Below are 13,804 nucleotides of genomic sequence, written 5' to 3' on the forward strand. Positions count from 1 at the left end.
CGGTTCACTCCTCCATCTCCGGCCCGAGCAGGCGGATCTCCTCGATGTCGATGGCCGCCTGGAGCTGCCGCAGCACCACGTCGTCGATCTGCCTGGTGTTGCGCAGCCGGGTGATCTCCTGCCGCTTGTGGTCGAGCACCCGCAACCGCAGCCGGCGGGCCATCTCCCGCTCCCCCTCCGCCTCCTCGCCGCCGGGGTCGCGCGCGGCGGCCAGGTGGTCCTCGTAGTCGGCGCGCAGCCGGTCCACCGTGTCCTGGGTGGCGCCCACGTCGCTGGCGGCCCGGGGCAGCGCCTCCAGGGCTGCCTCGGTGGCCCGGATCCGGGCCCAGCGCACCTCGTCGTCGCGTTCCCGGTCGCCGGTCAGGCCGGCCCAGCTCACGACCGCGGGCAGCGTGGTGCCCTGCACCAGCATGATCAGCACGATCACCACCACGGTGACGAAGATGATCAGGTCGCGTTCGCGTACCGTGCTGCCGTCGTGCATGGTGACCGGCACGGCCAGCGCGGCCGCGAGCGAGACGGCGCCGCGGAACCCGGCCCAGCCCACGGCGGTACGCATGCGGAAGTCGAAGTGCCGCGCCCGGCTCGACTCCCGCCGGTCCGCCCGTTGCAGCGCCGACACCGACAGGTGCACCCAGAGCAGCCGGATCATCACCACGACCAGGGCGACGAGCACCGCGATGCCGAGCGACGCGGCCGGCGAGTGGCTGGTGATGCTGCGCAGTGAACGCGGCACCTGCGTGCCGAGCAGCACGAACAGGCCGCCGTTGATCATGAAGGTGGAGAGGTCCCAGAACGCGAACGCGGTGACCCGGGAGCGGGCCCGGATCACCCGGGGCGCGGCGTAGGACAGCAACAGTCCGGACACCACCACCGCGAGCACGCCGCTGGCGTGCACCGCGTCGGCGAGCAGGAACGCCACGAACGGGGTGAGGATGCTCAGCCCGCCCTCGCGCATCGGGTCGTCGACGTGCTTGCGGATCAGCACCACGACCGCGCCGACGAGCAGTCCCGCGGCCACGCCGCCGGCCGACTTGCCGATGAACTCGCCGGTGAGCAGCAGCGGCCCGGGCACCGTCCCGCCCGCGATCACGCCGGCCGCCACGGCGAAGAGCACGAGCGCCGTACCGTCGTTGACCAGGCTCTCCGCGCGCAGCGTGGTGAGGATGCCGCGCGGCATCCGTTTGGCCAGGCCGGCCACGGCGGCGGCGTCGGTGGGGGCCAGGACCGCGCCGAGCACCCAGGCGGCGGACGCCGCCACGCCGAGAGCCTGCGCGGTGAACGCGACAGCGGCCATCGTGATGATCACCAGCACGACGGCGAGGCCGATGATCACCACCAGGTTGGCGCGGATCTCGCGCAGGCTGATGACCAGACTCTCCCGGTAGAGGATCGCCGGGAGGAACAGCACCAGCACGACCTCGGGTTCGAGGATCAGGTTGTCGAACGGCGGCAGCAGGCCGATCAGCGCGCCCATGGCGATCAGCAGTACGGGCGGCGCGACGCTGTATCGGCCGCCGATCGTGGTCCCGACGAGCACTGTGGCGCCGAGCACCGTGATCAGCAGGAGTGCTTCCACGCCGTACCCCCGTCACCGTTCCCCCGGGTCCCTACCGTGCCCCACGACGGCGCCCGGACGGGGCGGAATCGGTGATCGTTACTCGAAGCGGGCCGGGTCTCCGGCGCCGCGACGCAGGATCTCCGGCTCCTCGCCGGACAGGTCGACCACGGTGGTCGGCTCGAGCCCGCAGTCACCGGCGTCGACCACGGCGTCGATCAGGTGGTCGAGCCGTTCCTTGATCTCCCAGCCCTGGGTCATCGGCTCGTCCTCGCCGGGCAGCAGCAGCGTGCTGGACAGCAGCGGCTCACCCAGTTCGGCCAGCAGCGCCTGGGTCACCGTGTGGCTCGGCACGCGCGCCCCGACCACCCGCCGGCGCGGGTCCTGCAACCGCCGGGGCACCTCGGCGGTGGCCGGCAGCAGGAACGTGTAGCTGCCCGGGATGACGGACTTGACCTGGCGGAAGACCGCGTTGCTGAGCTTGACGAACTGGCCGAGCTGGGCGAAGTCGGCGCACACGAGCGTGAACGGGTGCCGGTCGTCGAGCCGCCGGATCTCGCGGATGCGTTCCACGCCGTCGCGGTTGCCGATCCGGCAGCCGAGCGCGTAGCAGGAGTCCGTCGGGTACGCGATCACCCCGTCGGCGCGCAGCAGGTCCACCACCTGCCGGATCACGCGGGGCTGGGGGTTGTCCGGATGCAGGTCGTAGTACCTCGCCACGACGGCCAGCCTATGCCCGCGACCTGGCGGGCGCAGGTTTGGCCGGGGCGGTTTCCGGAAACAGGTGGGGGCCGTTCACGACAGGGGGACCGAATCATGTCCGAAGCCAGCACAGACCGCGTCACCGACCGCCCCGCGGAGGTGACCGATCCGCTGCTGTGGGACCTGGCCGCCGCGGTGGCAGACGCGCACCAGCCCGACGCCGAACGTGTCTGCGCGAGCCCGAGCTGCGCGGGGGCCGCCTGGCCCTGCGGCGCGTGGAACAACGCGCAGGCGGGGCTGAGCGCCGCCCGGGCGCCCCGGCAGTCCGCCGGCTCGCCGCAGTCCGCCTCGCGGCCCGTCGCCGGACAGCCGGGCGTCAGCCGGCCCGGTGCCGCCGGTGAGCCGGGCACGGCCGCGGCACGGACCGACGCGCGGAGCCTCGCCGCCACCGCCGCCTGACTCAGCGTAGGCACACGCGTCCTCACGCCGCCCCCGGCCGCCTCGGCCCGGGGCGGCGCTCGTGCGCACCGTCGAGCCTGGTCAGCGCGCTTCGTGAGGTGATCGAAGGGTCGGTCGCGAGCGCGGGAGAGCGCTCTCTTCGGTAACAAGACATTGACGGATCCGTAACCCGAACCTTACTGTCCCTTCTCAAGAGAGCGCTCTCACGACTGCCGCACCACCACTCCGTACCCCGCCTTCTCCTCGTGAAGGGGACCTCCATGACCCTCCTGCGGGACTTCTCTCCCGACCCCGTACCCCCGACCGCGCCCGTCCCGTCCCCGGCCCGCCGTCGCGGACTGCGGGCGACCGCCCTCGTCGCCGCGTCCGTGCTGGCCGCCGGCCTGCTGGGCGCCGTGGTCGGCGGCGGCGGCACCGCCACCGCCGGCGCCGTCGGCGCGGGCAGCTACACCGAGACGCTGCCGCCCGGCGCCCTGCTGCCCAAGGGCTGCGGCGCGATCAGCACCAACCCGCGCATCTTCACCACCGCCGACGCGCCCGCCGGCGCCATCCCCACGAACGACTGGTGGTCGTCGCTGATCTGGAAGCGCAACAACTGCGCCGGCAGCGAGAACCTGCACGCCCACCCGCTGGCGTTCAAGGCCGAGAACAACGGGCTCGGCCTGTCGTACACCACCACGCCCGCCATCAGCGGCACCGCGACCGGCGTCGGCGAGTTCCACTACCCGTACGGCGAGGACGTCCGCGTCGGGATGCCCGGACTGTCGGCGCCGGTGGTCAAGGCCGCCGGCTGGAGTGACTGGACGGTCACCGCCGACTGGAGCGACGGCAGCCGCACCATGCGCGCCACCATCGGCCACGGGCTGCCGTTCAGCTACTACACGGTCAGCGGCGGCACCGCGCAGCTCACCGCCACCGCGACGCCCACCGTGTGGCGCAACTCCGGCGCCACCATCGGCTTCACGGTCAACGGCCACGACTACGTCGCGTACGCCCCCACCGGCGCGACCTGGACCGTCAACGGCGCCGGCATCAGCTCGACGCTGGCCGGCAAGGGGTACTTCTCGGTGGCGGTGCTGCCCGGCGGCGGTGACCGGGCCGCCCTGGCCGACACCTACGGCCGGTACGCCCACGCCCACGTCACCGGCACCCGGATGAGCTACACGTACGACCCGTCGGCGGGAACGGTGCGCACCACGTACGCGTTCACCACCACGCCCCGCGAGGGCAGCGAGACGAAGACCGTGGTGGCGCTCTACCCGCACCAGTGGCGCAGCCTCACCGGCGCCACCCCGATCACCCCGACGTACGTCTCGGCGCGCGGCGCCATGCGGGTGCTCACCGGTGTGCCGTCGTTCACCACCACGATGCGCTTCACCGGCGTGCTACCCGAGGTGCCCGCCGTCGGCGACTCCAGCGGCGCCGACCTGGCCACCGTCACCGGCTACCTGAACGCCGAGCAGGGCAACCCGGAAGGCGTCAGCGGCACCGACACGTACTGGGCCGGCAAGGGACTCGGCCGGGCCGCCCGGATCGCCGAGATCGCCGACCAGCTCGGGCAGACCTCGGTCCGCGACGCGGCGGTGACCGCGATGAAGAACCGGCTGACCAACTGGCTCACCGCGAGCTCGGGCGAGACCGGCCAGCTGTTCTACTACGACCGCAACTGGGGCACGCTCATCGGCTACCCCGCCTCGTACGGCTCCGACGAGGACCTCAACGACCACCACTTCCACTACGGCTACTTCATCGCCGCCGCCGCCACGGTCGCCAAGTTCGACCCCGGATGGGCCGACGACAGCCGCTACGGCGGCATGATCGACCTGCTCATCCGCGACGCCAACAACTACGACCGCGCCGACAGCCGCTTCCCCTACCTGCGGGACTTCGACATCTACGCCGGGCACGACTGGGCCTCCGGGCTGGCGCCGTTCTTCGCCGGCAACAACCAGGAGTCCTCGTCGGAGGGGATGAACTTCGCCAACGCCCTGATCCAGTGGGGTCAGGCCACCGGCGACACCGCCGTCCGCGACGCCGGCGTCTACCTGTGGACCACCCAGTCCGCGGCCATCTCCGAGTACTGGTTCGACGTGTACGACCAGAACTTCCCGTCCGCGTTCGGGCACAAGACCGTCGGCATGGTGTGGGGCGACGGCGGGTCGTACTCCACCTGGTTCTCCGCGGCGCCGGAGATGATCCAGGGCATCAACATGCTGCCGATCACCGGCGGTCACCTCTACCTGGGCGACTTCCCCGAGTACGTCAAGGCCAACTACGCCGAGCTGGTCACCAACAAGGGCGGCCCGCCGACGGTGTGGCAGGACATCATCTGGGAGTTCCTGGCCCTCGGCGACGGCGAGCAGGCGCTGCGCAACTTCCGCGCGAACAGCGGGTTCACCAGCGAGGAGGGCGAGAGCAAGGCGCACACGTTCCACTGGATCCGCAACCTGGCCGCGCTCGGCACCGTGGACACCACGGTCACCGCGAACCACCCGCTGGCGAAGGTGTTCGTCAAGAACGGCGTCCGCACCTACGTGGCGTCGAACATCACCGCCCGGCCGCTCACCGTCACGTTCTCCAACGGCGTCACGCTCGCCGTGCCGGCCGGCAAGACCGCCACGTCCGGGGCGTACACGTGGAGCGGCGGCAACGCCACCGGCGGCGGAACCGTGCCGACCGGAACGCCGACGACCTCGACGCCCAGCCCCACCCCCACCACCGCGAGTCCCACGCCGACCTCCGCCAGCCCCAGCCCGACGGGTACGGGCAGCGCGCTGAAGCCGGTCCGGTACCTGCGCTCGGGCGGCGGGCTGGACGGCAACGCCGGCACCGCCGGCACGGTGAACGTGGCGGCGGCGAACGGCAACCACGACGGCACGCCGACCAACCCGCAGGTGTTCACCGCCACCGGGCTGACCGGCACGTACACCGGCGGAGCGACCGCCTTCGACCTGGCCGTCGACGCCGGCACGGCGATCGGCAACGGCGTCCAGATCCGGGTCTCCTACGACCTGACCGGCAACGGCAGCGTCGAGCGGGTGGAGACCTACCGGTACTTCGCCACCGATCCGATCCCGGGCGCGGAGCGCTACCGGCAGACCCAGGGCCTGCTCTCGGCCACCGGCACGCTGGGCAATCTGTCCGGCGGCACGGTACGCGTCGAGGTGTGGAACGCCATCGGCGGCGCGCCCACGATCCTCGGCGTCGGCAACAGCTCGACGGTCACCTTGCCGTACGGTTCCTGACCCGAAGCTCCTGAACGCGCGACTCCGGCGCCCCGGCCCTCGTGGCCGGGGCGCCGGCTCGATGCGTCCCCGGCCACGACCGCCGTCGCCGGCGGCCCGGCGGGATCAGGCGGTCACGTGCGCGCTGTCGCCCGCTGTCGCGGCGAACGACGTGCCGCTGACCATGCGCGCCGCGTCGGAGGCGAGGAACACCACCAGCGGCGCGACGTCCTCCGGCTCCACCCACGGCACGCCCAGCGGCGTCTTCGCCCGCAGCGCCCCGACCGCTTCCCGCTCCACCTCGGCCAGGTCACCCGACGGTGACTTCCCCGCCTCCACCAGCGCCTGCACGTAACGGTCCCGGTGCCGGGTCAGCGCGGTGTCGACCAGCCCCGGGATCACCGCGTTCACCGTCACGCCGTGCGGCCCGAGTTCCAGCGCGGCGGACTTCATCAGCCCAATGAGCCCCCACTTGGACGCCGAGTACGCGGACCCGTTCGTGGTGCCGTGCTGTCCCTGGGTGGACGACGTGATGACGATCCGCCCGCCGCCGCGCCGTACCAGCAGTGGCGCGAACACCCGCAGCACGTTCGCGGCGCCGGTGAGGTTCACGTCGATCTGGTCGTGCCAGTGCTGGTCGGTCATCTCCAGCAGCGGCGCGAACGCTTGGATACCGGCGTTGGCGAACAGCACGTCCACGCCGCCGTGCTCCCGCTCGACCGCCTCGGCAAACGCGCGTACCGCCCCGATGTCGCGCTGGTCGGCCACGTGCGCGGACCAGCGGGCGCCGGCCGCCGTCACCCGGCGCCCGGTCTCGGCCAGGTCCTCCGGCGTGGCGGGCGGGAGGTCCAGGATCGGGCTGACCGGCCCGGCGACGTCCATCCCGGCCACGTCCGCGCCCGACTCGGCCAGCGCCACCGCCGCGGCCCGGCCGATCCCCCGCGCCGCGCCGGTGACCACAGCGACCCGCCCCGACAACACGCCCGCAGCCACCGCGTCACCCCTCCCGTGGACTCCCCCTCCCGCACCGTAAGCCCTGCCGTCCCCGCCCCGCCCGCGATCAAGCCCTCGGTACGCCAGCCCAGCTCACGGCGCCCGCTCCCCTCATCCCCGAACTGGTGTTGATCACGCGAAAAGCCGGCACTCCGCGGACGTCGCTACGGCGAGGTGGCCTCGGCCAGCAACTCCAGCACGTGCCGGTACGGTTGCCCGGTCGCCCGCGCCAGCCCGATCTCGCACGTACGGTTCACCGAGGCGTACCCGTCGAAGGCGCGTGCCGTGACGGCGGCGGCCTCGGCCCGGGTGGCCGACGCGGTCAGCTCCGGGTGCAGCAGTCCCCGGTCCCCGGCGAAGCCGCAGCACTGCCAGCCCTCCGGGACGACCACCTCGTCGGCGACCGCGCGGGCCACGGTGAGCAGCGCGTCGTCGAGTCCGAGGCGGACCGACGAGCAGGTCGGGTGCAGCGCGAGCGAGCCGATCCGGCGGCGCACTGTCAGCCGGGGCAGCAGCGTGCCGGCGGTGTACGCGACGGCGTCGACGACCCGCACGTCCCCGGCGCCGTCGAGCAGCCGCTCGAAGCCCTCGGTGCAGGACGCGGCGTCGCTGACCACCGGCAGCGCGCCGTCGCGGCTGGCGGCGCGCAGCACCGGCGGGACGCGGTCGCGCACCTGCCGGTAGCCGTCGGTGAGTCCCTTCGACGACCAGGGGGTGCCGCAGCACAGGTCGCCGATGCCGTCGGGCACGAGCAGGCGTACGCCGGCCCGCTCGGCGAGCGTGAGCAGCGCGGCAGCCACGCCGGTGCCGCCATCGGCCGGGGCGAACAGCGTGCCCAGGCAGGACGGCACGAACACGGCGTCCGGGTCGTCGGCCGGGTGGGGGCGGCGCGGAGTGCCGCCGCGCGGCAGGTCCCGTTGCCACTGCGGCACCCGGTCGGAGCCGAGCACCGCGCGGGCGGCCCGGGTGGCGGCCTCGGGCAGCGCGGGCGGCAGCGCCCCGGCCAGATCGAGTCCCCGGGCCATGCCCCGGGTGGTGGCGCCCCAGCGGCGGGCCGCGCCGCGCCAGGCGGTCCCCGCCGCCCGGCCGTGCTCCTGCGCGCGCAGCCGCTTGACCAGGTCACCGGTGTTGATCAGCACCGGGCAGGCGGTGGCGCACATGCCGTCGACGGCGCAGGTCTGCACCGCGTCGTAGTCGTAGTCGTCGGTCAGTTCCCGGACCAGCGCGGTGTCGCCGGCGGCCTGCGCTGCGGCGATCTCCCGGCGCAGCACGATGCGCTGCCGGGGCGTGGTGGTGAGGTCGCGGCTGGGGCAGACCGGCTCGCAGTAGCCGCACTCAACGCAGCGGTCGACCTCCTCCTCCACCGTCGGCACGGTCTTGAGGTGCCGCATGTGGATCTCCGGGTCGTCGCTGAGCAGCACCCCCGGGTTGAGCACGCCGTCCGGGTCGCAGAGCGTCTTCAGCTCGCGCATCACCTCGTACAGCTCGTCGCCGAACTGGCGGCGCACGTAGGGGGCCATCACCCGGCCGGTGCCGTGCTCGGCCTTGAGCGTGCCGCCGTGGCCGAGCACCAGGTCGACCATCTCCTCGGTGAAGTCGGCGTAGCGCGCCGGGGCCGCACCGCCGTCGAAGCGCTCGTTGAGCATGAAGTGCAGGTTGCCGTCCTTGGCGTGGCCGAAGATGACGCTGTCGGCGTACCGGTGCCGCTCGAACAGCTCGGCCAGCGACGCGCAGGTGCCGGCGAGCGCCTCCACCGGCACGGCGATGTCCTCCAGCAGCGCGGTGGTGCCGGACGGGCGCGCGCCGGCCACCGCCGCGTACAGGCCCTTGCGGATGTGCCACAGCGCGGCCCGGGCGGCCGGTTCGCCGCTGAGCCGCGCCGGTGCGCTCAGCGGCAGACCGGCCAGTACCGGTCCGGCGTCGGCGACCCGGTCGGCGAGCGCCGCCGGGTCGGACTCCTGCCACTCGGCGAGCAGCGCGGCGTGCCCGCGCACGGCCAGGCCACGCAGCGTGGCGTCCGCCTTCGGGTCCCGCTGGGCGACCCGCAGGGCGACGGCGTCGAGCAGCTCGACCGCCGCCGGCCCGGCGGCCACCAGCGCCGGCATCGCGGCCATCGCCGCGCCCAGCGTTTCGAAGACCAGCAGGCCCGTCGCGGCATGGCGGTGCACGGGTACGGTGCGGAACGTCGCCGACGCGACGAACGCGAGCGTGCCCTCGCTGCCCACCACGAGCCGGGTGAGCAGATCGGCCGGGTCGTCGTGGTCGAGGAACGCGTTCACGCCGTACCCCATGGTGTTCTTCATGGCGTACTGGGCGCGGATGCGGCGCACCGAGTCGGGATTGCCGCGTACCCGGTCGCGCAGCCGCAGCAGCCCGGCGTGCAGCGCCGGTTCGGCGGCGCGCAGCCGGGCGTCTGCGTCCGGGGCGCCGGTGTCCAGCACGGTGCCGCTGGGCAGCACGAGGACCAGCGACTCCAGCGTCCGGTACGTGTTGAACTCGGTTCCGCAGGTCATGCCGCTGGAGTTGTTGGCGACCACGCCGCCGACCGTGCACGCGGACTCGCTGGCCGGGTCGGGGCCGAGCTTGCGGCCGTACGGCGCGAGCCGCGCGTTCACCTGCCGCAGCACCACCCCCGGTTGGACCCGCACCCGCCGCCCGTCGTCGAGCACCGTGAGGTCGCGGAAGTGCCGTCGCACGTCGACGAGCAGCCGGTCGGTGACGGCCTGGCCGCTGAGGCTGGTGCCGCCGGAGCGGAACGTCAGCGGGGTGCCGGTGCGGCGGCTGTGCGCCAGCAGCGCGGCGACTTGACCGGCGTCGGCCGGGGTGATCACCGCGCCGGGGTGCAGCAGATAGTGCGAGGCGTCGTGGGCCATCCGCAGCCGGTCCGCGGCCCGGGTCGCCACGCCGCCGGGCACCACCGACTCCAGTCCGGCCCGCGTGGACGCGCTCAGCTCCGTCATGATCACCGCACCTCCCCGGCTCACAGTAGTCGCGGTTCAGTCCGCGGTGATCCGGTCCAGCACCCGCCGCTGGAACGCGCGGGCGGCCGGGCCGGACGGCGGCGTGCCGCCGCGGCGGGCCTCGATCGAGGCGCGGATCAGCGCGGCGTCCGGGTCGTCGGCGGCAACCCGCAGCCCGGCGTCGACCTTGCCCAGCCAGACGCCGTCGCGGTGGCGCACCAGCGCGCGGCAGGCGCCGAGCACCGCGTCCTCCGCGCCGGGAGCCGGTGCGTCGCCGGGTGGGGTGGGCAGCGCCAGCCACCAGCGCAGCGCGTCGGCCAGCAGCGCCCGCAGCGCCTGCGGTGACGGGTCGGCGAACACGTCGGCGGCGGGCGGGCCGAGCAGCGTCAGGCCGGACTGGCGCAGGATGCTGCGGTCCAGCGCGTACCAGAACCGCCCGTCGGCGGCGGGCCGGTCGGCCGGGTCGTAGGTGGCGCGGAACGGCATTGTCGCGCCGGTGTTCAGCTCGACCTCGAAGCCGGGCTCCGGGGCGCCGGAGGCGGCCACGTAGCGGCGGTAGACCACGAGTTCCAGGCCGCGCGCCGGGCAGGGCAGCGACTCGTGCCGCAGCCGCTCCACGAGTATCCGCTTGGCCGCCTCCGGCTGGGGTCCGGCGACCAGCAGCGCCACGTCCACGTCGCTGCGCCCCGGCTGGTACGCGCCCAGCCCGACCGACCCGGCGGCGTACGCGCCGACGAGGTCGTCACCGAGCACGTCCCGGGAGCGGCGGACCAGTTCGGCCAGGTAGTCGCGGATGTCGTCGCGCATGCCGGCATCCTGCCCCGGCCAGAACGCGGTCAGTCCGGCGGGTCGGGGCAGCACACCGTCAGCGCGCCCGGGACCACCTTCACCTTGAGCCGTTTCGCCTTGCCCCGCGCGCCGCCGTCCAGCTCGTACGTCTTCGGCGCGTCGAACCGCACCGTGATCTTGCGACCGCGGGTGATCCGCACGAACGGCGACTCCTCGGAGCGCCCGGCGGCCATCCGGCCCAGCGTGCGCGCCCAGTCCACCGCGCCGCTGGCGGTGGACACGCCGACCTCCAGCGCCCCGTCGTCCGGACGGGCGTCGTCGAAGGCCGGGATGCCGCCGGTGATGGTGCCGACGTTGCCGAACAGCACGCAGCTCGCCTCGTCGTCGAACCAGTCCGCGCCGTCGACCCGGATCCGGGTCCGTACGCACTCGCCGCGCACGTGCCGCAGCCCGGTCCAGACGTACGCGATCCGGCCGAACCGGCCCTTGAGCTGCCGGTCGGCGTCCCGGATCAGGTCGCCGTCGAACCCGGCGCCGGCCATCACCGCGAAGTGCTCGCCGTTGATCCGGCCCAGGTCCAGCTCGCGGCGGCGGCCGTGCAGCGCGATGCGTACCGCCTCGGGCAGGTCGACCGGGATGCCCAGGTTCACCGCGAACAGGTTGGCCGTGCCGGCCGGCAGGATGCCCATCGGCACGCCGCTGCCCGCGAGCGCGTCGGCGCACCGCTGCACCATGCCGTCGCCGCCCCACACCAGCACCAGCTCGGCGCCGGAGTCCAGCGCCGCGCGGACCCGCTTGGGCGCCTTGCGGCTCTTCGGCACCTCGTACCAGAGCAGCCGCCCGACCCCGGCGGCGACGAGCCGGGAGCGCAGCTCGTCGAGCCCTCCCCCGAACGTCTTCTTCCGATGGGCGACGACGGCGACCACACCGGCCGGGGGCGCGGCGGGGGCGGTGGCCGGGCGCTCGGCCGTGCTCGTGTTCATGGTTCCGCTGTACCCGGAGCGCGCGCGTCCCACGCCTGCGCCCGGCGCGACGCGCCCGAAACCGATTCGCGGCGTACTGTGCCCGGACGGCCACGTTCGGTACAGTGCGGACGATGATCCGCGCCGCCGGGCGCGGATCCGGAGGGTGTGCGATGACGCGACGGATCGGGTGGGTGGCGTACTACACGCTGCGCCTCGGTTTGCTGCTCGGCGGCGTGGCAGCCGTCTGGGGCGCGCACGAGGTGGCGGCCGGCTCGGCCGCCCACGCCGCCGACCGTCCGCCGCTCACGGCCACCGTGGAGACTCTGACCCACACACTCGGCGCGGTTCTCGGCCTGCCCGCGTCCGGGGCCGTCGGTGTCGAGTCCACACCCGCCGCCGCGCCGGCATCCGGCACGACAGCTCCCGCCGCCGACGCCACCGCGCCGAGCGCTGACGCGCCCGGCACGCCCACGTCCGGCACGGCCACGCCCGGAAAGGCCGTGGCGACGCCCCCGGAGGCGGCCCCGGAGGCGGCCCCGGCCGCCACGACGCCGGTCACCGGCCGCGTCGTCGAGGCGGTGGTGACGCCGGTCCGCGACCACGTGCTGACCCCGGTCACCGAGGGCCTGCGCCCGGCCACCGACCCGGTACGCGATCACCTGCTCACGCCCGTCGCGGAGGCCCTGCGCCCGCTCACCGGCCCGGTCACGGAGGGCGTGCTCGAACCGGTCGCGGACGTGCTGTCCCCGGTCGTGGAGCCGCTGAGCCCGATTCTCGGTCCGGTCTGGCGGGGCCTGGAACCGGTGGTCGCGCCGCTGGACCCGGTGCTCGACCCGCTCAGCCCGGTGACCGATCTGCTCGACCCACCGGCGGCGTCGCAGCCGGACCCGGCCGACCCCGCTGACCCGACCGACCCCGGTGACCCGACAGCCCCCGCCGACCCGGCTGATCCGGCTGGTCCGGCTGATCCGGCCGGCACCGCTGATCCGGCCGTGAAGGCCCGCCCGGCTGCGCCGGCCCGCGCGGGCGACAGCGTTACGGTCGCCGCCGGCCCGGTGGCGCGTGCCTTCGCCGTCGAACAACGGGGCGCCGCCGCGCGCAGCGCGACACAGGCTGTCCGCACGGCGGCCGACTTCGCCCCGACCCCCGTCGCGCCGCAGCCGTACGACGGCGCCAGCCATGCCGGCGGCGCGGTGCACAGCGAGGCGGCCGACGCGGACGCGTGCCGCTGGGGGCTGCCGACGCTCGCCCACCAGTACGGGCGCCCGTCGCACGAACGCCTGCCGGCCTCCCGCACGTCACGGCCCGGCACCAGACCCGCCTGAGCGGACTTCACAGGACCACATGCGATCCGGAGCACGGGCGTGTCCCGCCCGACTGCCGCGCCTGCGCGGCGGCGCCGTCGTCCGGCGCCCGCACCAGACCCGATCACGCCTGTGAAACAGGAGTTCGTTCATGAGCACAGCCCTGCCCGTCGCCCGCGCCCGGTGGTGCGACATCGGCCGCATCGCCGATCTCGTCGCCGAGGCCCTGATGCCCACCGCCCTGGCGGCCTGGCTCGTCCCCGACGCGCCGCGCCGTTTGCCGGTCCTCGCCGCCGTGGCGCGGATCTGGACCGAACACGCGCTGCTGTTCGGCGACGCGTTCCTGCTGCCCGACGGCAGCGCCGCCACCGTGTGGTTCCACCGCTACCGGCCGATCCCGACGCCCCACCGGTACGCCGATCGTCTCGCCGCCGCCGCCGGCCCGGACGAGGAGCGGTTCCGCCGCCTCGGTGACGCGCTCGCCGCCCGGCGTCCGGTCGAGCCGCACAACAACCTGGCGCTGCTGGCCGCTCCCCGGGGCGGGGCGGCGGAGGCGCTCGCCGGGGCGCAGCGCCGGATGGACACCCTCAGCCTGCCCACCTACGCGCACCCGTGCGCCGGGGAGCAGGAGGAGTTGCTGCGGCGGCTCGGCTACACCGCACGGGAGGCCTTCGCGGCCCCGGACGGCACCGAGCTGCGGGCGCTGTGGCGGTCGACGCCGTTCCGTGCGGGCGGCAACGACCGCTGGCCGGTGCGTCACCGCGGCTTCGGCCGCCCGGACCGCGACGGCCGGGCCGCCGACCGGGCGGCGCGCTGACCGGTTGACCGGGCCGGGGCGGCCACCCAGCCG

Annotated in this window: 10 protein-coding genes; 4 read left to right on the forward strand and 6 right to left on the reverse strand. The window is 74.5% G+C overall.

Translation table 11 applies throughout. The features are described 5' to 3' along the window. Positions 1-4: 4 nt before the first annotated feature. Both HA073_RS27710 and HA073_RS27715 read right to left on the reverse strand, forming a co-directional pair. On the reverse strand, positions 5-1,579 hold the full coding sequence (locus HA073_RS27710) for a Na+/H+ antiporter (RefSeq protein ID WP_309228066.1): 1,575 nt from the start codon (positions 1,577-1,579) through the stop codon (positions 5-7). Between the two features lie 78 nt (positions 1,580-1,657). After that, entirely contained in the window at positions 1,658-2,278 is a 621-nt protein-coding gene (locus HA073_RS27715) for an L-threonylcarbamoyladenylate synthase (RefSeq protein ID WP_064445853.1), read from the reverse strand. Positions 2,279-2,374: 96 nt separating this feature from the next. Between HA073_RS27715 and HA073_RS27720 the strand changes: the two genes are divergently transcribed. Together HA073_RS27720 and HA073_RS27725 are read left to right on the forward strand one after the other, a co-directional pair. Beyond that, positions 2,375-2,719: a hypothetical protein gene (locus tag HA073_RS27720; protein WP_043323812.1), complete on the forward strand. Its 345-nt coding sequence runs from the start codon at positions 2,375-2,377 to the stop codon at positions 2,717-2,719. Positions 2,720-2,979: 260 nt separating this feature from the next. After that, entirely contained in the window at positions 2,980-5,964 is a 2,985-nt protein-coding gene (locus tag HA073_RS27725; protein ID WP_166457642.1) for a glycosyl hydrolase, read from the forward strand. A 105-nt stretch (positions 5,965-6,069) separates the two neighbouring features. On the opposite strand, the gene HA073_RS27730 is transcribed toward HA073_RS27725, so the two are convergent. The 4 genes from HA073_RS27730 to HA073_RS27745 form a co-directional block, all read right to left on the reverse strand. Further along, complete coding sequence (locus HA073_RS27730; protein WP_043323809.1) at positions 6,070-6,936, reverse strand: SDR family NAD(P)-dependent oxidoreductase; 867 nt, start codon at positions 6,934-6,936, stop codon at positions 6,070-6,072. Positions 6,937-7,100: 164 nt separating this feature from the next. Beyond that, positions 7,101-9,896 carry an FAD-binding and (Fe-S)-binding domain-containing protein gene (locus HA073_RS27735; RefSeq protein WP_113973091.1) on the reverse strand — a complete coding sequence of 932 codons (2,796 nt, stop codon included), beginning with the start codon at positions 9,894-9,896 and terminating at the stop codon, positions 7,101-7,103. Positions 9,897-9,932: 36 nt separating this feature from the next. Then, entirely contained in the window at positions 9,933-10,703 is a 771-nt protein-coding gene (locus tag HA073_RS27740) for a nucleotidyltransferase domain-containing protein (protein WP_113973092.1), read from the reverse strand. A gap of 29 nt (positions 10,704-10,732) precedes the next feature. After that, positions 10,733-11,668 carry a diacylglycerol kinase family protein gene (locus HA073_RS27745; protein WP_069088619.1) on the reverse strand — a complete coding sequence of 312 codons (936 nt, stop codon included), beginning with the start codon at positions 11,666-11,668 and terminating at the stop codon, positions 10,733-10,735. Positions 11,669-11,820: 152 nt separating this feature from the next. On the opposite strand from HA073_RS27745, the gene HA073_RS27750 reads away from it, so the two are divergent. Both HA073_RS27750 and HA073_RS27755 read left to right on the forward strand, forming a co-directional pair. Then, positions 11,821-12,975 (forward strand): hypothetical protein, encoded by a 1,155-nt coding sequence (locus tag HA073_RS27750; protein ID WP_205798776.1) that lies wholly within the window; start codon positions 11,821-11,823, stop codon positions 12,973-12,975. 130 nt (positions 12,976-13,105) lie between these two features. After that, positions 13,106-13,771, forward strand: coding sequence for a hypothetical protein (locus HA073_RS27755; protein WP_064445849.1), 666 nt, complete (start codon positions 13,106-13,108; stop codon positions 13,769-13,771). Positions 13,772-13,804: the final 33 nt, after the last annotated feature.

The organism is Micromonospora sp. CMU55-4 (assembly GCF_011602315.1).
Classification (GTDB): Bacteria; Actinomycetota; Actinomycetes; order Mycobacteriales; family Micromonosporaceae; genus Micromonospora; species Micromonospora chalcea.

Bases quoted from the DNA above. Each gene is read 5' to 3' on its own strand.
- HA073_RS27740 (WP_113973092.1), bottom strand. From the start codon at position 10,703: ATGCGCGACGACATCCGCGACTACCTGGCCGAACTGGTCCGCCGCTCC.
- HA073_RS27720 (WP_043323812.1), top strand. From the start codon at position 2,375: ATGTCCGAAGCCAGCACAGACCGCGTCACCGACCGCCCCGCGGAGGTG.
- HA073_RS27755 (WP_064445849.1), top strand. From the start codon at position 13,106: ATGAGCACAGCCCTGCCCGTCGCCCGCGCCCGGTGGTGCGACATCGGC.
- HA073_RS27745 (WP_069088619.1), bottom strand. From the start codon at position 11,668: ATGAACACGAGCACGGCCGAGCGCCCGGCCACCGCCCCCGCCGCGCCC.
- HA073_RS27725 (WP_166457642.1), top strand. From the start codon at position 2,980: ATGACCCTCCTGCGGGACTTCTCTCCCGACCCCGTACCCCCGACCGCG.
- HA073_RS27735 (WP_113973091.1), bottom strand. From the start codon at position 9,896: ATGACGGAGCTGAGCGCGTCCACGCGGGCCGGACTGGAGTCGGTGGTG.
- HA073_RS27750 (WP_205798776.1), top strand. From the start codon at position 11,821: ATGACGCGACGGATCGGGTGGGTGGCGTACTACACGCTGCGCCTCGGT.